Annotated in this window: 16 protein-coding genes and 2 pseudogenes; 5 read left to right on the forward strand and 13 right to left on the reverse strand. The window is 34.4% G+C overall.

From position 1 onward, the window contains the following. Nucleotides 1-306: 306 nt before the first annotated feature. From ACZ11_RS13920 to ACZ11_RS13930, 3 genes are all read right to left on the reverse strand, one after another. Nucleotides 307-1,911 carry a DUF4179 domain-containing protein gene (locus ACZ11_RS13920; RefSeq protein WP_236690878.1) on the reverse strand — a complete coding sequence of 535 codons (1,605 nt, stop codon included), beginning with the start codon at nt 1,909-1,911 and terminating at the stop codon, nt 307-309. 1 nt (nt 1,912) lies between these two features. Continuing rightward, nucleotides 1,913-2,449 carry an RNA polymerase sigma factor gene (locus ACZ11_RS13925; protein ID WP_049667001.1) on the reverse strand — a complete coding sequence of 179 codons (537 nt, stop codon included), beginning with the start codon at nt 2,447-2,449 and terminating at the stop codon, nt 1,913-1,915. Nucleotides 2,450-3,226: 777 nt separating this feature from the next. After that, nucleotides 3,227-3,808, reverse strand: a complete 582-nt coding sequence (locus tag ACZ11_RS13930; protein WP_049667002.1) for a hypothetical protein — start codon at nt 3,806-3,808, stop codon at nt 3,227-3,229. A gap of 309 nt (nt 3,809-4,117) precedes the next feature. Between ACZ11_RS13930 and ACZ11_RS13935 the strand changes: the two genes are divergently transcribed. Then, on the forward strand, nt 4,118-5,119 hold the full coding sequence (locus ACZ11_RS13935; RefSeq protein WP_049667003.1) for a VanZ family protein: 1,002 nt from the start codon (nt 4,118-4,120) through the stop codon (nt 5,117-5,119). Nucleotides 5,120-5,328: 209 nt separating this feature from the next. Here ACZ11_RS13935 and ACZ11_RS13940 read toward each other — a convergent pair whose 3' ends face one another. Beyond that, entirely contained in the window at nt 5,329-5,601 is a 273-nt protein-coding gene (locus tag ACZ11_RS13940; protein WP_134008554.1) for a hypothetical protein, read from the reverse strand. A gap of 336 nt (nt 5,602-5,937) precedes the next feature. Between ACZ11_RS13940 and ACZ11_RS13945 the strand changes: the two are divergent. After that, nucleotides 5,938-7,163, forward strand: a pseudogene (locus ACZ11_RS13945) (IS110 family RNA-guided transposase). A gap of 750 nt (nt 7,164-7,913) precedes the next feature. Here ACZ11_RS13945 and ACZ11_RS26640 read toward each other — a convergent pair. Both ACZ11_RS26640 and ACZ11_RS13950 read right to left on the reverse strand, forming a co-directional pair. Continuing rightward, nucleotides 7,914-8,069, reverse strand: a complete 156-nt coding sequence (locus ACZ11_RS26640; RefSeq protein WP_169776079.1) for a hypothetical protein — start codon at nt 8,067-8,069, stop codon at nt 7,914-7,916. Between the two features lie 147 nt (nt 8,070-8,216). Next, nucleotides 8,217-8,432: a hypothetical protein gene (locus ACZ11_RS13950; RefSeq protein WP_049667005.1), complete on the reverse strand. Its 216-nt coding sequence runs from the start codon at nt 8,430-8,432 to the stop codon at nt 8,217-8,219. Nucleotides 8,433-8,959: 527 nt separating this feature from the next. On the opposite strand from ACZ11_RS13950, the gene ACZ11_RS13955 reads away from it, so the two are divergent. Continuing rightward, nucleotides 8,960-10,666 carry a methyl-accepting chemotaxis protein gene (locus ACZ11_RS13955; RefSeq protein WP_049667006.1) on the forward strand — a complete coding sequence of 569 codons (1,707 nt, stop codon included), beginning with the start codon at nt 8,960-8,962 and terminating at the stop codon, nt 10,664-10,666. Nucleotides 10,667-11,296: 630 nt separating this feature from the next. After that, entirely contained in the window at nt 11,297-11,617 is a 321-nt protein-coding gene (locus tag ACZ11_RS13960) for an IS110 family transposase (protein WP_049667007.1), read from the forward strand. On the opposite strand, the gene ACZ11_RS13965 is transcribed toward ACZ11_RS13960, so the two are convergent. From ACZ11_RS13965 to ACZ11_RS26335, 7 genes are all read right to left on the reverse strand, one after another. Next, entirely contained in the window at nt 11,566-12,504 is a 939-nt protein-coding gene (locus ACZ11_RS13965) for an aminoglycoside phosphotransferase family protein (RefSeq protein ID WP_049667008.1), read from the reverse strand. The genes ACZ11_RS13960 and ACZ11_RS13965 overlap by 52 nt on opposite strands. Nucleotides 12,505-12,844: 340 nt before the next feature. Further along, a complete protein-coding gene (locus ACZ11_RS13970; RefSeq protein ID WP_049667009.1) occupies nt 12,845-13,597 on the reverse strand; it encodes an iron ABC transporter ATP-binding protein in 753 nt (250 codons plus the stop codon). Further along, on the reverse strand, nt 13,594-14,658 hold the full coding sequence (locus ACZ11_RS13975) for an iron chelate uptake ABC transporter family permease subunit (protein ID WP_049667010.1): 1,065 nt from the start codon (nt 14,656-14,658) through the stop codon (nt 13,594-13,596). The genes ACZ11_RS13970 and ACZ11_RS13975 overlap by 4 nt, the downstream gene beginning before the upstream one ends. Continuing rightward, nucleotides 14,655-15,671, reverse strand: a complete 1,017-nt coding sequence (locus tag ACZ11_RS13980) for an ABC transporter permease (protein WP_049667011.1) — start codon at nt 15,669-15,671, stop codon at nt 14,655-14,657. The genes ACZ11_RS13975 and ACZ11_RS13980 overlap by 4 nt, the downstream gene beginning before the upstream one ends. Nucleotides 15,672-15,690: 19 nt before the next feature. Then, complete coding sequence (locus tag ACZ11_RS13985) at nt 15,691-16,722, reverse strand: siderophore ABC transporter substrate-binding protein (protein ID WP_049667012.1); 1,032 nt, start codon at nt 16,720-16,722, stop codon at nt 15,691-15,693. Nucleotides 16,723-17,100: 378 nt separating this feature from the next. Continuing rightward, nucleotides 17,101-17,778 carry a response regulator transcription factor gene (locus tag ACZ11_RS13995; protein ID WP_049667014.1) on the reverse strand — a complete coding sequence of 226 codons (678 nt, stop codon included), beginning with the start codon at nt 17,776-17,778 and terminating at the stop codon, nt 17,101-17,103. 869 nt (nt 17,779-18,647) lie between these two features. Beyond that, entirely contained in the window at nt 18,648-18,800 is a 153-nt protein-coding gene (locus ACZ11_RS26335; RefSeq protein WP_161804461.1) for a hypothetical protein, read from the reverse strand. Nucleotides 18,801-18,951: 151 nt separating this feature from the next. Between ACZ11_RS26335 and ACZ11_RS14000 the strand changes: the two are divergent. Then, nucleotides 18,952-19,299: pseudogene (locus tag ACZ11_RS14000) on the forward strand (hypothetical protein); the annotation flags it as partial.

Raw genomic sequence — 19,299 nt, forward strand, 5'->3', positions numbered from 1 at the left:
TATGTTTCCCCTGGATAAGTAAGAATCATTCTTGAAATACCGATGATATTGTTAAAGCAAACGGCGGAGAGGCAACAACTGAAGTGTTGGTTACGAACTGTTTATATCACTCTAATTCTAAAAGATATTCACTCAAAATGCAGTGAACCCCAAAAGTTAGATCAAAAATCTAACTTTTGGGGTTCACAAAGAGTGACTCTTTTATTTTTTCTTAAAACAATTCGCAATTATGTTACACAGCAGTATTAAAATTCGCATCATTACCGTCATTCATTTTTTAAAACTTAAATCTACACTACAAATGATTTACTGTAAAATAATAGTTTTAGCTCGATCTTCATTGACAGTATAAAGGAAGAAATTTAATGTAATATCTTTCTCCTTTATATTTTTAAATGTTTCCACTTGTTTATGTGTTCTTAACACTCCATCATTAGAACGAGTTTCAGCAAAGATTCTTTCGCCATTCTGATAAATAACATTTTGTGTGATACCACCAAATTGCTCGTTTTTACTTTCTGATTCAACGATTAAATCATTACCATTAGCATAGTAGGTAACATCAATTGGATACCCGTTTAATTCTGCTTTTATGGTTTGTGGTACATCAGAAATATTTGTAAGCTCTACTTTATCTTGCTTTTCAGCTTCATAAGAAACTTTCGCATCATTTAAAGTAAGAGCAATTTCTTTATTCGTAATATCCTTTATTAGCTCCTGTGTTTCAAAGGAAAGATAATCATCAAAATAATTTCCTGACAATTCTTGTTCACCAATTCGCAATTTAATCTGACGATAATTATTGACATAAGACCAATTAGAATTGGTCTTTATATTTTTTTCATCAAAATAAAGCTTTACCCTACTCGGTGTAATCACAAGCTCTTTAAATTGAAGTTCCCGAGAGCCTAGCTCAACTTTTTCGTCTATATCCCTAACAAAAGTAGATTGTTTAGCAAGATCATGATTGTATTGAAAATCTAGGTTCCATGTTTCTGATTTATAACTTACCGTATTATTATAATTTAAAAATACGCCTAATTTTTCTACTGCGTCTTTTTGCATCTCTAGTGAGTCACTTTTTTTAATGACATTTGGTTGTGGACGTTTATGAGTAACGCCAGAATTCGCAATGGGTTCATTTTCTATGGTATAGGATAAATAGGCGTGTTCAATGTTATTGGGTTCCTCCAGTTCGATGAGATAATCCAATATATATTGTCCGTTTTGATAATCATTTGAAATGAAATCTATTTGTGATATTCCATCTTGATGAATATTTATCTTTTCAGGATATGTGTTCGAGTGAGCCAAATCTTGTAACTCTATACTTTTCAGTTGTGTCTCCTTTACACCCCCCAGTTGAAGTGTAACATTACTGTTATGTGGGATTTCCTCATCTGTATGTAGGACCCCTACTAATTTATCCGATTCCTGATTATAGACTGCACTTGCTTCCATCTGTATTTCTTTTCCGTCACCTATTTTGAGTAATGCGTGTTCGAAGTCTGCATAATCTATTGGATAATCGTGATCAATAGCTAAGCTAAAGTTAATAGTAGTACCATTCTGATCTGAAACTACATTATGGATGGTTAAGACACCAACTTCATTTTCAGCAGTTTTATTTACTTCTTGTCCAAATCCATTTTCTAAAGAAGTAATAATGCCTGTTCTATTCATATTTCTCATCCAGTCCAAGATTTCTGTTGAATATTTAGCAAATACAGTTGTGGATGATAAAACAATTGTAAACAAAATGGCGGTTAATATAATTCGGGGTTTATAGCTATGTTTTTTAGTTTTATAATTACTATTTTGTTGCTTACGGATGATTTTACTCCACATTTCATTCTCATTAGGATAATCTACTTGATCGCACTTCACTTGCTCTTTTATTAAATCGTCCATATTACTCACGATGCCCCCTCCATTCAAGTAACAAATTTTTATCCACTTCAATAAACTTTTCCATTAATTTTTTACCTTTAAAATGTCTCGATTTAACCGTCCCCTCAGGGATTTTTAAAATTTGAGCAATTTCTTTATCTTTACAATCATGCACATACTTTAATACCATAACCTTCCGTATACGAACAGGCAGTTTGTTCATTAAATCAACTAACTCACTTTTATTTTCATTGATCTGTATTGTTTGCTCAATGTTTTGGGTATTGTCAAACTGTTTAGATGATAGGAAATTAAAATTCTCTTTTAATAGCAGTCTTTTCTTTTTCTTTAAATAATTTCGAGACATATTCATGGCAATACTAAGTAACCAGGATTTTTGATTTTGTATGGCTCGAAAATCTTCACTCAAAGCTTTCGCAAAAACATCCTGACAAAGATCTTCTGCATCGTATTTATTTTGAAGCATGTAATAGCAAGCCCTGAAGACGTCTTTATAATATGTTTGAAACAAAACCCTCTCATCGCTAAAGTGTTCCACAATCCCACCTCCTTTTCTGATTTCTATACAAGTAACAATTTAGTATTATAAATAGTTCATTTTTTCAATAAAACTTTTATAGGATTTCGGTAAGTGATGTAATAAGTACATAAAATCAATGCTATTTTCTTTCATTGAAAAACTACAAAAAGGCTTAGAATAACTCCTAAGCCTTTCTCTTCTTAAAATAGTTCGAAATAATTCGGACTTTTCAGTTACATTATAAACAATTTCCCAATCCGTTTCTTCAAGTAATGCATTGATTTTGAACGTTTTATTTCATCGCGAGTTTGCTTTAACATCTAACCTTTTTTATAAACTGTACAACTTTATTTCAAATCAACATGAGGAGCGGACACAATAAAAATTAGGCTACTTAGCGCCCATTTAATATTGGAATCAAGCAACCTAAAAAGTGTTTGTGTGTGTCTCAATGACTTGAAGTTCGACACAACCTTTTAATATTGGTCAAAAGTTTTAAATTGCAGTTAATTTTCTGAATTGTTTATACATTCAGTGCTAGTCACTTCTTTAAACCCACGTGTTCAATCCCAATAATAAAATCATTTAAAGACTTACTAATAACTTGTTTTATTGATTGAAATGTATTTGCCCATTGTTCATTTTGAAATTAACAATTTCTATACAAGAATGTGTCACCTTACCCCTCCATTATTTATTTTTTCACTTATATATGTATTGAACTAATCTCTACGTTATTGGGTAGCGACTGTTCTATTGAACAATCGTACTCGTTAGCTTAATAAGGAGTGAAACTTACAAATTAGGTTCAATGTATTCTCCTGTTGAAGCATTAAAGCCCGCAGCTTTCATTTTTGTCTGGTCACTATTCCAACCTATCACTAATAGTAAGTTAATATTTCTTTCTGTATCTTTTCTAAGCATAAAATTATACCCTTTAGCCCAATCTTTACCGGGATAAATACTGCCCATTTTCAGTGCTTTTTTAAGCAATTCAGGTGAATCATACTGAATATCTTTCATTTGTATAAACTCTTTTTTAGGATAAGGAGAAGAGCTCTCCCCCGTTAAATCACTTGTATGATCTATTTTCCCTTCGTGAATGGTAACTAAGAAATACTTATTAGTTTTACCATTATGTCCAATTGACTTCCCTGGCTTATCTAAATCTATATTGATCGCCTGTAATAATTGAACATCTTTATTCCATTTCAAAGCAGGCGGATATGCTATTTCAATCGCTTGCTTTATTGATAATTCTTGCTGTTCATCGACTTCAAATGTATCTTCAGTTGATTGTAGTGAACGAGCAGATAATTTCTCAACAGCACCAACTGAAAATAACAGAAATAAGACAATAAAAACTATTTTTTTCATTTTCTCTACCCCTTTTAGGGATATTGTTTCCCAACCTTACTCAACTATTCTGCTCCGTTAGTTCAATAAGAAAAAGAGCTGCATATGCAACTCAATGATCTTCAAGTAAAGTACCCCGTTAGCTTAAGTACTTTTATTCACAAAGTCATACTGTTTAGCATAAGAAAAGTCTGTAAAAATAATACTAACCAGCGATTTAACGCTTATAGATAGAATGGAATACTTCATGAATTCTTAAGTTTTATTCTAAAAAAATCTTAAGATTTTCTTGCTAAAATAAACAAGTCAAATTATTTAGGAGGATATTATATGAGCTTAATCAATTCTATACTAGGAAGTCTAAGTATTAATAGTATAATAATAATAGTATTGGTACCTATTTTGTTAAATTTAGTTTATTTTGTTTTGTATAAACGAATATATAAAGGGAAATATTCATTCGAAAAAAAACAAATTGTTTTAATTACACTATTGTTAGGATATTACCTTATTGTATTAGCTGGGACTTTATTTGGTCGTGGAAGTGGTATTCCGCATGAAGGGACAATTAATTTTGATATTTTAAGTGGATATAGATTTGCTTGGAATAATTTTTCGCTTGTTTCTTTTCAAGATATTATTATAAATATTGCTTTACTTTTTCCAGCAGGAATTTTGTTACCCTTAATTAATAAGTCTTTTAAAAGAGCAGGATCAGTATTATTAGTCGTATTTGGCACAAGTTTTTTTATTGAAATAGTTCAATTTGTAACAGATATTGGGCGTATAGATATATCCGATTTATTGCATAACACTTTAGGAGGTATGCTTGGATATTGTATAATTAATTTATTGTTTATTAAAAAAAACAAACAATCTGGAACATTTAAACAAATTGTTAAATATGCATCTTTACCAATGATAGTTTGTTTATTAACATTTGGAATTATTATTTCTTATCACATGCAGGAATTTGGTAATCTCCCTATTAATCCAGAAACTAAAATGTCTGGTATCACTATTAAAACAACAATATCATTAGATGAAAATCCTAAAAAAATGCCTGTTTATAAATTCAAGAAAAATTCTTCAGAACAAATAAAGATTAAAGATATAGAAGTTATTTCTTCAAAAGAAGCATTTCAAAAATTAAAACGTGGAGAATTCTTACCTCTAGAATCATTAAAAGAAGGAGATATAATAACTATTACAAAATGTACATTATCATCTTATTCGGATACAAAAAATTTCCAACAGCCTATATATCAATTTGAAGGAATAATAAATGGTAAACAAGAGGCTTTATACTATATTGCTGCTGCAAAAAAATAAAAGTATAATTATTCTAATACAAAAAGAGTATTCCAATCTAAATGTTAGTAAAAAACGAATTTTTTAATATCTACTTGGATGTGAAAATGTATCAAGAAAGGCTTAGGAATATCTCCTAAGCCTTTCAATCTTATTATAGTGTCTAACGACCAACTTGACCCAATGTCACTTTTGCAAAGGTACGCACCATATGCAGGTGATTTGTTTATTTATATACTGACATCTTTGTATAGGTTTATATATGTATTTGATGGATGTTCATGTGTAACAATATGTTCAGGTTTTAACGTTTCTAAAACCCATAACACAAGATTACTATTATGAGGATTATAATGTTCAGGTATTTGATCAATTTGCCAATGCGGCAATAAGTTTATCGGTATGGTAGCAATACCGAAATATCCTAAAAACCGTTCTTTCCCCTTCAACTTATTTTCTATTAAGTAATATAAAATAAGAGTAACCATAATCGAACTAAACAAATCACCATATAACAACTAAAATCACCCCAAACACATCTAAATTTATATAAAATACTTGTTGAAGTATTCTGCCCCGTTAGCCATTCATGTAGCGCAAAATCGGCGCTACACCACAGAGAATGAAAATGTGAAAATCGGGTATAGGATACTACGGCCGGGAGAGGAAGGTCGATGAACTATGGTGCCATAGAGCCCATCCGTTAGTCTGACTCCAACGACCACGGTGCATCACAGACAGAATGTCGCTCCCTTACGGGAAGCACTCATGGGAGATTAATCCTACTCTGGTTGTTGCACCAGCCTCCAATACTGTTTGCCGTAGAAAGGATGATTACAATGGAAGTAATCATTGAACGCGCATGTGGGATGGACGTTCACAAGGATTCCATTACTGCATGTATTATGACTCCAAAAGGAAAGGAGATTCAAACGTTTTCCACTAAAACTGTATTTCTATTACAGTTAATCGACTGGATCAAGGAGCATGGTTGTACCCACGTAGCAATGGAAAGTACAGGTGTATTTTGGAAGCTGATCGTTAACTTACTTGAAGCAGAGAATGTTGAATTTTTAGTAGTGAATGCTCAACATATGAAAGCAGTACCAGGTCTCGCAAGACCGATGTGAAAGACGCAGAATGGATCGCCAAACTACTTCGACACGGACTACTCAAAGCAAGTTTTATTCCAGACCGAAATCAACGAGAACTACGAGAGTTAGTTCGATACCGTCGTAGTATTATTGAAGAGCGTGCTAGACAACATAATCGGATTCAAAAGGTACTAGAAGGAGCAAATATCAAACTTGGCTCCGTTGTCTCCGACATTATGGGTGTCTCATCTCGTGACATGCTTCGTGCCATCGCAGATGGAGAGGATGATCCTGAAAAACTAGCGAGCTTCGCTCGAAGAACAATGAAGAAGAAAAAGGATGAGCTTGAACTCGCTCTTCGCGGGTATATCAATCCACATCAACGGCTAATGTTAAAAACCATTCTTACCCATATTGATTTTCTTAGTGAACAGATTGAACTGTTAAATCTGGAGGTAGCTACTAGACTATCTTCTCACCAAGAAGATATAGAACGGTTGGATTCCATTCCTGGCATCGCTACCCGAATGGCTGAGCAAATCTTAGCAGAAGTCGGAACCGACGTGGAGAAGCAATTCCCCAGTGCGGCTCACTTATGTTCCTGGGCAGGGCTAGTACCTGGACACAACGAGAGTGCTGGTAAAAGGAAATCAACTAACATGAAAAAAGGAAACAAATACTTGAAATCAGCTTTAATAGAAGCAGCTCATTCTGTCTGAGGATCCAAAACCTACCTGGGTGCAATGTATAGACGAACTGCTTCGCGAAAAGGTAAAAAGCGAGCAGGAATATCCGTTGCCCATGCAATTTTAAGGATCGCCTACTATCTCTTAACACGCAAAGAAATGTACGTAGACTTAGGTGAAGATTACTTTGACAAGCAAAAAGAACAATCTATTGTACGATATTCAGTTCGAAGACTTGAAAACTTAGGGTATAACGTCACAATCATTGAACCAGATGCCTCCTAATCCAACAAATAATTCCACCCTAATTTTGACGCTGCAAATTTAAAAAAACAAATGAGCTGCGTCTGCTTTCGTGTTGTCTTTATTCCGAAATTGAAGAGTTTTATTTTCATGGGAGTTTAAGTGTNAACGATATTCAGTTCCAAGACTTGAAAACTTAGGGTATAATGCCACAATCATTGAACCAGATGCCTCCTAATCCAACAAATAATTCCACCCTAATTTTGACGCTGCAAATTTAAAAAAACAAATGAGCTGCGTCTGCTTTCGTGTTGTCTTTATTCAGAAATTGAAGAGTTTAATTTTCATGGGAGCTCAATAAAGAAAAAAAGAGCTGCATATGCAACTCAATGTTTTTCAAGTAAAGCACCTGTTAGTACAAGAAGAACAGTGACGTTTATTAAACAATCGCGCCGATTGTTATATAGCCCCTATAATTGAAGTATAGGAACGATAAAAAAATGCTGGTATACAGCTTAATAAATTGTCTCTATATACAGGTTTTTATTCAGATAACACACTCTGAAAAATCTCTAAAAGTCCTATCGTAGCTATGTTTATATAGATTTGCTTAAAAAGCTGTATAAACAATAGTCCTCATAAAAAGGCACGAACGTTGATTTAACAACATTCGTGCCTTTTTGGTGTGTTTCCAAACTTTCATTTGGGAACGTTTATTATATTTATTTTGTATGCTTTATAAATATTGTTGCAATAAAACATAGGTTAATTTATTGACTCTAATTTTTATGTCTATTCTTTACAAAAATCTACAAATTTTTTTGCCTGTATTAAGGACATACCTGTTTGCTCTCTCAAAAACTTCACAGCTTTAATTTCACCGACTGACTTTACTTTTTCTTTTACTAAGGCAATCAGTTCCTCATTATAGATTTTAGTATAATCCATTTTTTCGCCCCCTCGTGTAATTAAAGTTTAACATTCCCAAAGCGTCGTTTGGTCACATTTCTTAACTTAGCGTTGTAAATCCCCATAATTTTGAAGGTACTCCTTGTTGCACTAAACTGCGCCGTTAGTTCAATAAAAAAGGTCGTCTTAAAAGACAGCTCCGTTCTTTTTATTGCTGTTCGCTTTTTTCTGTGCTCGCCAAGTATTAATCATACTAGGAACCCCTATCATCATACTCACCATAAAACTCCACATTACAAACCGCCAATTTGTTGTGAATATCGCCACTCCTATGAAAATTGCTAACTGCCCCACAAGTGCAAACCACGAAGCTATCCAAGCTATTTTTAAATTTTCTTTCATTCCCTTCACTCCTCTTATCCATTGTAAATAGGATTGATCCCAAACCATGTTTAGTTATATACCAATTATTTTATATCCCCTTATTTAAGCCATTGCTATTCTTCATTTAACGATACGATTTACATATAAAGGATATATTTACAACTATAACACATTGAACTATTTTAATAAGGCTCTACTCCTTATTAAAGTTAAGCACCCGTTAGCCATCCATGTAGCGCAAAACCAGAGCTACACCACAGAATATGAAAGATGATTAAGTTCTTTCATGGGAGTTTAAGAAGAACAGCGACGCTTATTAAACAATCGCGCTCGTTTGCTGTAGTTGTATTATTACGATTTATCCCAAATTGAGGATATAACAGCTGTAACCCTTTATTTTTCGTAATAAAAACTTCATGATTCTCTCATAAATTTAGTGTAGTATATTATTACAAAATATAAATTACTCAATATATCCAAAGTTATTAGTATATACCACTGTCATTTCAGAACTTTTGATTAGTTGAGTCTATGGAGGAATATTTTTGAAAAACTTATCAATCAGAAAGAAAATCCTAACACTTATTACATCCGCTGTTATATTTTTGCTAATTATTTCAGGTGTTGGTTTTTATTACATTGAAGATATGGCAAAAAAATCTAGTGAAATGTACGACAAGTCACTTTTGCCAATTCAATATATCGGCCAACTTCGAGCTGACATTCGTGCGATAGATTCTTTCGTTTTAGAGCTTATGATTACTACGGATGCAAATCGTAATACTGATTTACAGACAAACATCTCCGAAAGAACTGAAAAACTTAATGACTCAATCATGAAATTTGAAGCCTCTTACAATGGAAATGAAGATAAACGAAAACTGTTAGAATCTATTAAATCCAATCTCGACGGTTATTTTAGTACTATGACAGAGGTCATTGATTTGGCTAGTAAAAACCGAAACGAGGAAGCCTATTCTTTATACACTACAGCTATGGGCGATTATCGTGAGAAAGTGGCAAATGAAGCACGCAATCTTATGACTATATGTTCCGAAGATGCTAAACAGTTGAATAAGGAAAATAAACAAAGTCTATCCACTACTATACTTGTTTCTGCCATCCTCTCTGTTTTGGCCATTATTTTCTTTATTACATTAGCAACATGGATTGCACGTTTAATTGTAAATCCGGTTAAAGAGTTGCAGGCTAATATGTTAAAAGCGGGCGATGGAGATTTGACTGTGCAAGGTACCTATTCATCCAAAGATGAAATCGGTCAATTAACTCAATCATTTAATTCGATGATTAATAATATTCGTAATACGGTAACTAAAGTCACTGAAACTGCTAATCATGTAGCCGAGGCATCTGAGGAATTGAATGTTAATGCAGCAGAAACTACAAAAGCAACAGAGATGGTTGCAAATACGATGGAAACTATCGCTCATGGATCAGTAGAGCAACTAAACAATGTCTCTAACACCGTCAATACTGTCAATGAGCTTTCAACAGGTGTGCAACAAGTAGCTGGGAATGCTCAAGCTGTAACCGAACTTTCAGGTGAGTCTTTATCCCTGGTGATAAATGGTATAAATGCCGCAAATCAAATGAATCAACAAATGATGGACATCACAGAAAGAGTAAATGGCTTATCCGAAGTTGTCGACTTGTTAGGAAAACGTTCTAATGACATTGGTCAAATAATTGATTCGATTACAGCGATTGCTGAACAAACAAATCTCCTTGCCCTGAACGCCGCAATTGAAGCCGCACGTGCTGGCGAGCATGGGAATGGCTTCGCCGTTGTTGCAGATGAGGTTAGAAAATTAGCAGAACAGTCTGCTGTTTCTTCAAACCAAATTGAAGTGTTGATTTCAGAGACACAGAAAGATACTCAAAAGGCTGTTGAATCAATGAAGTTAGTAACAGCGGGAGTTAATGAGGGGATTAAAACAACAGAAAATACACGTACAACTTTCGCTTCAATTCAAGGTGCCATTCAAAGTGTTACAATGCAGGTGGAAGAAGTATCTGCAGCGGTAGAGCAAATGGCAGCAGGAACTGAAGAAATTGTTGGTAGTATGAATACAATCCACTCCATAACTAAATCTACTACAGCGGGCACAGAGAGTATTTCTGCAACGACTGAAGAACAAATGGCATCAATGGAAGAAATTTCATCATCTGCTTATGCACTTGCAAACTTGGCAGAAGAGTTAAGAGACTTAGCAGCTCAATTCAGAGTTTAATATGATTATCACGAGCAACACCACTTTTAACATTTGAATATGACTTTACACATTTTCCAAGGAATAACAACATCATTCATATAAAATAAGTGGCTAGATCATTTTTTAATCTAAACTGCTTCTTCTCCTTATAGCTCCCACTGTATATAAAAAGCCAATGTTTTGAATAAAGTTTGATCAAAACATTGGCTTTATTTTAATTTCAAGAACTGTTTTTTATAAAAAAGTTTGATTAAAGATCCTCCTTCTTCCAATAAAGCACCCGTTAGCCATCCATGTAGCGCAAAATCGGTGCTACACCACAGAATATGAAAGATGATTTAGTTCTTTCATGGGAGTTTAATAAGAACAGCGACGCTTCTTCCACAATCGCGCCCGATCGTATTATAAGGTCAGCCAGAAAATATTTCTGGTTGACCATTTTTTATATCGATATATGATAACGGTAGCCGGGGTAGAACGTTCGCGCCCGTGGGGCTAAGACCCCGTCCGCAAAACAGTTCGCCCCCTACTTGTAGAAACATGTTTGAGGCTGGTTGGGACAATGATCTCGTATAACAAGCGAAGCTATGACACTACAAAGAGGATTTAGGGGTTACCGGCAATTATCATTTTGAAGGAGGAATTATAATGAATCCAGTCATCGGTCTGGATGTAGCAAAAGGTGAAAGTCAGGTTCAAGCTTACTTGGAAAGAAAGAAGCCCTACAAGAAAAGTTTGAAAGTAAAACATGATCTTGATGGGTTAGCTAGTTTATTAGATTTTATTAAAGAATTAGAAGATATTTCAGGAGAGCTTCCCCCTCTTGTTATGGAATCAACAGGCCATTATCACACACCAATTGTTCAATATTTTGAGGACAAAGGCTATTTAATAATTATCGTAAACCCTATCACCGTTTATAAACCTGTAACACTATCAATAGGTATGGACTTATACCATAATGGTTGATCCAAATTAAAATAGTCATGATCTGCTAAAATGAGATGGATTCTTTGCAATGCATCATCAAAAGATTGTTCATCATATCTTTTCGTCCACACAATCGTAGAGATGATATTCATCGCTGCATAAAGGGCATATATTCGCCAAAATGTATCGTCTGGAGATTCTGTAAAATAACCATTTATTTGTCCAATACAATATGGGATACTATGTCTTCTGCTAAATAAAGAAAGATTATAAAAATCATGATAGGGGTCACCAAAATCATAGCCATTAAAATCAATTACGCCATTGTACGTGTTATTTAGAACGATGATATGGCACAGATGAAAATCATCATGGAGTAAGGTTATAGGTCGATCTTCAAGAATATGGAAATTGTTTTCAATAAAGTTTAGTATTTTATGCTCTTTTGGCAGTTGATAGCTACCTTTTTTATATTCATTTAAATAAAAGCTGAATTTCTTTCTTTGAGTTACTTCCCAGTGTATCGTTTGTGGGGCATGGGCATGTAATTGATGAATTTTTCTTAATTCTTTCCCAGCAGCAAGTCCTATATTAAATTGCTCCACATCAGTAAGATTCGAAATGAATTCATCAGCAGGGTATCCTTCAATATAGCTTAATACCATGACAGAAAGATTAGCCTCAATCAATAAAGTACATTCTATGGCTTTATATGTTTGTACACCTTGTTTTTCTAATGCTTCAAGCAATGAAAATTCGATGGTTCGTTTTTCGTGATATTGTATGTCAGATAATCGTATAAAGTATTGATTTTGGCCGACGGTAACTATGTATTTTTTATCTGGTGAGTATCCTTTCTCGACTTTTTTTATAGATGAATACCCTTTAAGGCTCGATATGTGGTCTATCACACTTTCAATTAACAAAGTCAATCCACCCTTCTCGCAACGAATAAGAATGAAAATGATACTATACGGTCCAACGACTGTAAATGTTATGTTATTTTGGTTTTGTAATCCTTTTTTGAATTACTCTTGAAAAACGTCAGAGTATATTAAGATCACTAAACTTCTCGATATGACATGCTTCAATTCATTATCGAGAGCAATGGCATTTAAAAAAGTTGCCGTCTGTAAAATACAGGCAGCAACTTTCAACTAGAGTAGCTGTTATGATCTGTGCAAGCTACAGCAAATAATTTAATTTTCTATTAGTTTTTTTGGCATACTCATTTTTTGAGATGCTTCTTTTTTTAAAACTTCGTAACTAATAAACTGCTAGTGGCCCATAAGGACCTTCGATAATTTCTATTTTTGTTTCGAAAATATCTGTCAAAATTTTTGAGTCCATAACCTCTTCTACTGTTCCAAAAGCGGCAATTTGTCCATCTTTCATAGCACAAATTCTATCAGAGTATTTGGCTGCAAAATTTATATCATGCATAACAGTCAGAATTGTTCTTCCAAATTCATTAGCTGCACGTCTTAAATGCTCCATCATTTGAACAGAACGAGCAACATCAAGGTTGTTCAGAGGCTCGTCTAAAAGTACGTATTCAGTCTCTTGGCACAAAACCATCGCTACATATGCCCTTTGTCTTTGACCACCAGAAAGCTCATCTAAATATCTATTCTCTAAATCAGTTAAGTCTAAAAAATCGATATATTTAGAAATAATAACCTCATCTTCTATAGTTAATCTTCCCTTTGAATAAGGAAAACGTCCAAATCCAACTAGTTGTCTAATAGTAAGCCTAGTTACAAAATGATTTTCTTGACGCAATATAGTAAGAATTTTTGATAAGTCTTTTGATTTGGTTTCAGAAACATCCATATTTGCCACCTGAATTTGACCTTCCTCTATATCCAAGAGTCTTCCAATCATCAAAAGTGTAGTAGACTTTCCAGCGCCATTTGGTCCAATCAAAGAAGTAAAACCCGCTTTTGGTATTTCAATATCCAAAGGTCCTATTTTTACCTCATCAGTATAGAACTTTTTAACATTATCAATTTTTATCATAAAGCCCTCTTCCTTAAAACTACAGTTAAAAATATTATTCCACCAAATAATTCGATAATAACTGAAACTACACCTTGAGCATGGAATACATGATACATCAAAAAGTAAGCACTCGTTATTATCAAAAATCCTATAGCTAGAGCCATTGGAAAAATATATCTATGATCATAAGTTGACGCCGCCTGATAGCTCAAAGTTGCTACTAAAAAACCATAGAAAGTAAGTGGTCCAATCAAAGCTGTTGAAATTGACATCAAAATAGCAACTAATACAAGCGTATAAATTACATTAGATTGATATTTAACTCCAAAAGAAGTAGAAACATCCTTCCCTAGTGACAATATATTTAGATTCTTAGAATGAGCAAGAAGTAATATTGCTACAATTATTACCATAGGAATTACAATAGGAAAATATGCAGAATCTGCATTATTAACAGAACCAAACAATCTTGCCTGTAAAATATCAAATTCAGAAGGCGCAAGTAGTCTTCTCATGAAAGTTCCCACTGAATTTAGCCCAGTGCCAATAATTATTCCAACTAAAAGCATTAGTTGTAAATTCCCGTATTTACCAGAAAGTAGCCATCCATAAAGTATCAAGCTCATTAAAACCATAACAACAACTTGAAATAAAAATGACCCGATCCCAGTAAAATTTATCAATGCACTAGCCCCAAAGAAAAATATAGTACTAGTATGAATTGTTGAGTAAAGTGATTCGAAACCTAAAAGCGAAGGAGTTATAATCCTATTATGCGTAATGGATTGGAAAGCCACAGTCGACAAGCTCTGACAAACTGCTGCAATAATCATTGCAACAATAGCTACTATCCTTCTCTTAACAACTGGGATAAAAGAAGGTGAATCAATCGGAACTGGATTGTTATAAACTAAAAGTCCATATGAAGAAAGGATGCCCAAAGCAATCAATGTTATCAGCAAAATCCAATAACGCCTTTCCTCCTTCTTAGAACGAAAAGCCCTAGCTGATCTATTTTTATTATGAAGGCTAGAATCGATTTCGACATTTTCTTTATTTCTATATTCCAATGTGCTCATCGTAGCCTCCTTGGTTTTCTTTGTCTCAATAAGATAATAATAAACACGACTGCCCCCACTGTTCCCAGTATTAAAGAAACAGGGACTTCAAAAGGCATTATAATTGTTCGAGAAATAATGTCACAAGCAGTTATAGTCCCCATTCCTATCAAACATACCCAAGGTAAATTACTCCTAAGATCATCGCCTCTATACATTGAAACAATGTTTGGGACAATTAACCCCAAGAAAGGTAAGTTTCCAATAACTGCTGCAACAATTCCAACTGCAAGAGAAATAAGGGCAGTCCCCACAAGAACAATCCTATTGTAATTAACTCCAAGGCTTGTTGCGACATCTTCTCCTAGTCCAGCTAAAGTCAATCTATTAGCATAAATAAAAATAAACAAAGTAACGATAACAATTAGCCATAAATATTCATATCTTCCCACCTGAACAGGCGCAAAAGAACCTACAAACCAAGTTTCAATGCTTTGTGTCATTTGAAAAAGAAGTCCCATAAAAGTGGACACTGCAGAAATAACTGCTCCAAGCATCAATCCAATAATCGGGACAATTAAAGACGAACGAAGTTTAACTCTTCTTAAAAATAAAAAGAAAATCATAGTTCCTATAAAAGAAAAAATGATTGCACCAGTCATTCTTTGTACTAAAGTGGGGGCAGGAAATAATAAATAAACAAGAAGAAGACCTAAACCTGACCATTCAATAGTCCCTGTTGTAGTAGGTTCAACAAAACGATTCTGTGTAATCAGTTGCATTACGAGTCCTGCCATTGACATTGCAGCTCCAGTTAGCATTAATGCAACTGTTCTCGGAACACGAGTAATGAAAAACATCTCCATTCCATCCTCTTGTCCACGTATATCATAAACCCCAGTAAATAGTGATATAATGCCTAAAATACTAACAACTATAATCGCTAATATAAAAGGCTTTGTCCATATCTTATTGTAGTTATAAAACTGGGGTTGAGAATTTATCTCAACCCTAGAAATTACATTTTTCAGCACTATTTTATACTCCTTTACACTACTTACCTAAAGTATTTGCAAGGTTTTCAAACAACTCTATATAAGTCTGAATTGATTCATTTGTATAAGTATCTGCTGGTGCATAAATGATATGTTTTTTAGAAACAGCAGTTGTGTTTTGAAGAGCTGGTGCGTTAGCAATAACATCCTGAGCAGGAACTGAATTTTCTTCACCAGATATTGCAGCATCACGATCTAATACGAAAAGCCAATCAGGATTAGTTTGTGCAATAGCTTCAACAGAAACGTCATCACCTTTATGACCTGAAGTAGAATCAGCAACTTCTAATGCTGGAACCCAATCGAAAATTTCATACATTGGTCCCCAAACACGTCCAGAATGAGGAGCTGAAAAACCAATATCCCCACCACCAACGATAACACTCATAACTTTATCTGTTCCATTATAAGCAGATTTAGCATTTTCGATAACTTTATCAAAATCAGCTACTACTTGTTTTGCTTCTTCATTTTTATCGAAAATTTTCCCTAAAGCAATTGTAGAATTTTTAAGTCCATTTACTAAGTTTTCCCCAGGCGTAGCAGCTTCCTCAGAAACATCTACATTAAGATCAATAACAACTGCATTTGGCACTAATTTTTTGATCTCTTCGTAATAGTCAGCAAATCTTTGACCGATGATTACAAGTTCAGGGTTTGCAGCTGCTATAATTTCAAGATTTGGTTCGCGGTGATTTCCAATATTTTTTACCGAATCGTCTTTTACATATGGTGAATCTGCAGGCATTACATCCTTTGGAACAGCTACTAAGTCAATGTTCCAATCAGCTAAAGTTTCAAAAGTTCTATTATCCAAAGCAACTACATTCTTTGGATTTACAGGAACAGTAACAGTTCCGTGGGCATCAGTGATTTCAACTGTCGCAGGTTTAGCAACCTCTTTACTTCCATTATCTTCATTAGACTTTGACTCTTGATTAGATTTATTACTTGAATCTGAACAAGCTACTAACATCAATGTCAAAACTGCGATAATACCAACAAATTTTAAAAACATAGATTTCTTCATACATATACTCCTTATGTAATATATTTTGAAAATGATGGGGTCTATAGATTGAGTTGGATAGTCATTGCTTACCATCTCAATTGCTATTGATAATCATTTTCATTTGATCGTTCTGTGAATCAGTATAGTCTTTAATTCTGTGAAAATCTTGTGAAAAATATAAGTTTATACAAAAAGTTGCTTTCATGCTTAGATTGGATACAAAATACTTTTATTGTTTCCGTCAACTCAATATCTATCAGAAACTGTTCGGTTATCAGATTTAATAGAACAAAAAAACGAGCAAAACTGATTGAAACTGTTTTTACTCGTTTTTTTCGATTATGTTTAATATTGATTACTGTAACAAACGGTACTTTATATATTATCTTATTTTTACTATTCAATCATTGAATAGCCCCTGCCATGGATTGTTTGAATATATCTGTCTTTCTTCTCGCACTTTAGCTTTTTTCTTAAATACCCAATATATAAATCCACTACATTTGGATTGACTGCTACGTCATATCCCCAAACCTGATTCAAAAGCATTTCACGGCTCAATATTGTATTTTTATTCTTGATTAAATATATAAGTAGGTCATACTCGCGCTTAGTAAACGGGAGATTTTCGCCACCTTTTGTCACAATATTGCGGGATGCATCAACGAAGAGATCTTTAAATCGAAAGTAATCATTCTCGATTAACTGGATATAGTCCCCTCTTCTTAAAATAACTTTTATCCTTTCTACTAATTCTTCTTTTACAAATGGTTTTCTTATATAATCATCTGCTCCTGCTTGTAATCCTGCTATGCAATCCTCGCTGGACACATTGTCGGTCACAATGATTATTGGGGTCGTTTTAACGGACCGTATTTGTCTGCAAATTTCCGGTCCAGACATACTTAACGAATCCCAATCCAATATAATAAGATCCCAATCTTGCTCGTATACTATATTTAAACCTCTGTTTTCATTGTGAAGTGTTAAAATGAAATAGCCTTCTTGCTTTAGACCGCTTCCGATTTTCTTTGCTAAAGACCGTTCATTCTTAATTACCAACACCTGCTTCACCTATGGTTCACCTCTACTTCATTACATAAAATAATTTATCACAAAAAAGAATATCGGATTTATAAATCTTAAATTTCTAAAAGACTATTATAACAACTTATTAGGATATTTTTGGGATAATTCACAATAAATATGTATAAAATGCACTGGATATGATTAGACATTGCGACACCACACACATTCGTGTATTAATCATCTTCATGCTAGTATAAATTAATCAAATAACCGCTGGAATGTGATTAGGTGGACATTTGGATTCTAGTCTACTTTCACCATATCGATAATGATTATCATTGTCAACAAAAACCAGAACCACCTGTATAACTGGTGATTTAATCTGTATGTACCAAGTGGTCTGCTTCCGCCTTTATCGATAAGTATTTTTCCTGGAAATAACGATTTTCATATTACACCTCTTTTATTTTATTATTACTTTTTCGCTATGACGGTTCTATCTACGATTTTGGCGGGCTATCCATCATTTTGATGGTTCTATCCACGAATTGGCGGAGCTATCCACGCCTTTGATGGATCTATCCTAGAATTGGGCGGGGCTATCCACGCATTTGATGGTTCTATCCACGAATTGGCGGAGCTATCCACGCCTTTGATGGATCTATCCTAGAATTGGGCGGGGCTATCCACGCATTTGATGGTTCTATCCACGAATTGGCGGAGCTATCCACGCCTTTGATGGATCTATCCTAGAATTGGGCGGGGCTATCCACGCATTTGATGGTTCTATCCACGAATTGGCGGAGCTATCCACGCCTTTGATGGATCTATCCTAGAATTGGGCGGGGCTATCCACGCATTTGATGGTTCTATCCACGAATTGGCGGGGCTATCCACGACTTTGATGGTTCTATCTACGATTTTGGCGGGCTATCCATCATTTTGATGGTTCTATCCACGAATTTGATGGTTCTATCCACGTATTTGGCTTCTCTATCCGTCGCTTTGACGATTCTATCCGTCACCTTGGCTCTTCTTTCCGTCACTTCGACTATTCTATCCGTCACTTTGACTGCTATCCATCGCTACTGCAACTCTATCCGTCATTTCGATACCGCTTTCCGTCGTTCTGACTAAGTCGAAATTTTTCTAAACCATCACCAACTTTTTTCCCCTTCATATTCTATAGAATCAGATCGAATATTGAGGGGGAAACGTATGGGGATTGAATTTACAGCTCTCCATTGGATTTACGTTGTTTTTATTGTCCTTATTATTGGCTTTATGGTTAAACGTCGCGATACCACCCTCATTTGTGTACTAGGCATATTCATGTTAGCAATCGTTGCTACAGGTGATATAACTTCTTCCATTAGTGGTGTTTTTAACAGTTTTATTTATGCCATCACTGAGCTTTTGTCGACCATTCTCATTATTTCTATTATCGTAGCCATGAGTCGGGTGATGATGACTTCTGGTATTAATGAGGTCATGATTGCGCCTTTTACGAAAATTATTAAAACACCCGCTTTAGCTTATTGGACGATTGGTCTTTTAATGATGTGT

The sequence above is a fragment of the Lysinibacillus xylanilyticus genome (genome assembly GCF_001183605.1).
Lineage (GTDB): Bacteria > Bacillota > Bacilli > Bacillales_A > Planococcaceae > Lysinibacillus > Lysinibacillus xylanilyticus.

Bases quoted from the DNA above. Each gene is read 5' to 3' on its own strand.
- ACZ11_RS13920 (WP_236690878.1), bottom strand. From the start codon at position 1,911: ATGGACGATTTAATAAAAGAGCAAGTGAAGTGCGATCAAGTAGATTAT.
- ACZ11_RS13930 (WP_049667002.1), bottom strand. From the start codon at position 3,808: ATGAAAAAAATAGTTTTTATTGTCTTATTTCTGTTATTTTCAGTTGGT.
- ACZ11_RS13935 (WP_049667003.1), top strand. From the start codon at position 4,118: ATGAGCTTAATCAATTCTATACTAGGAAGTCTAAGTATTAATAGTATA.
- ACZ11_RS26640 (WP_169776079.1), bottom strand. From the start codon at position 8,069: ATGGATTATACTAAAATCTATAATGAGGAACTGATTGCCTTAGTAAAA.
- ACZ11_RS13950 (WP_049667005.1), bottom strand. From the start codon at position 8,432: ATGAAAGAAAATTTAAAAATAGCTTGGATAGCTTCGTGGTTTGCACTT.
- ACZ11_RS13960 (WP_049667007.1), top strand. From the start codon at position 11,297: ATGAATCCAGTCATCGGTCTGGATGTAGCAAAAGGTGAAAGTCAGGTT.
- ACZ11_RS13970 (WP_049667009.1), bottom strand. From the start codon at position 13,597: ATGATAAAAATTGATAATGTTAAAAAGTTCTATACTGATGAGGTAAAA.
- ACZ11_RS13975 (WP_049667010.1), bottom strand. From the start codon at position 14,658: ATGAGCACATTGGAATATAGAAATAAAGAAAATGTCGAAATCGATTCT.
- ACZ11_RS13985 (WP_049667012.1), bottom strand. From the start codon at position 16,722: ATGAAGAAATCTATGTTTTTAAAATTTGTTGGTATTATCGCAGTTTTG.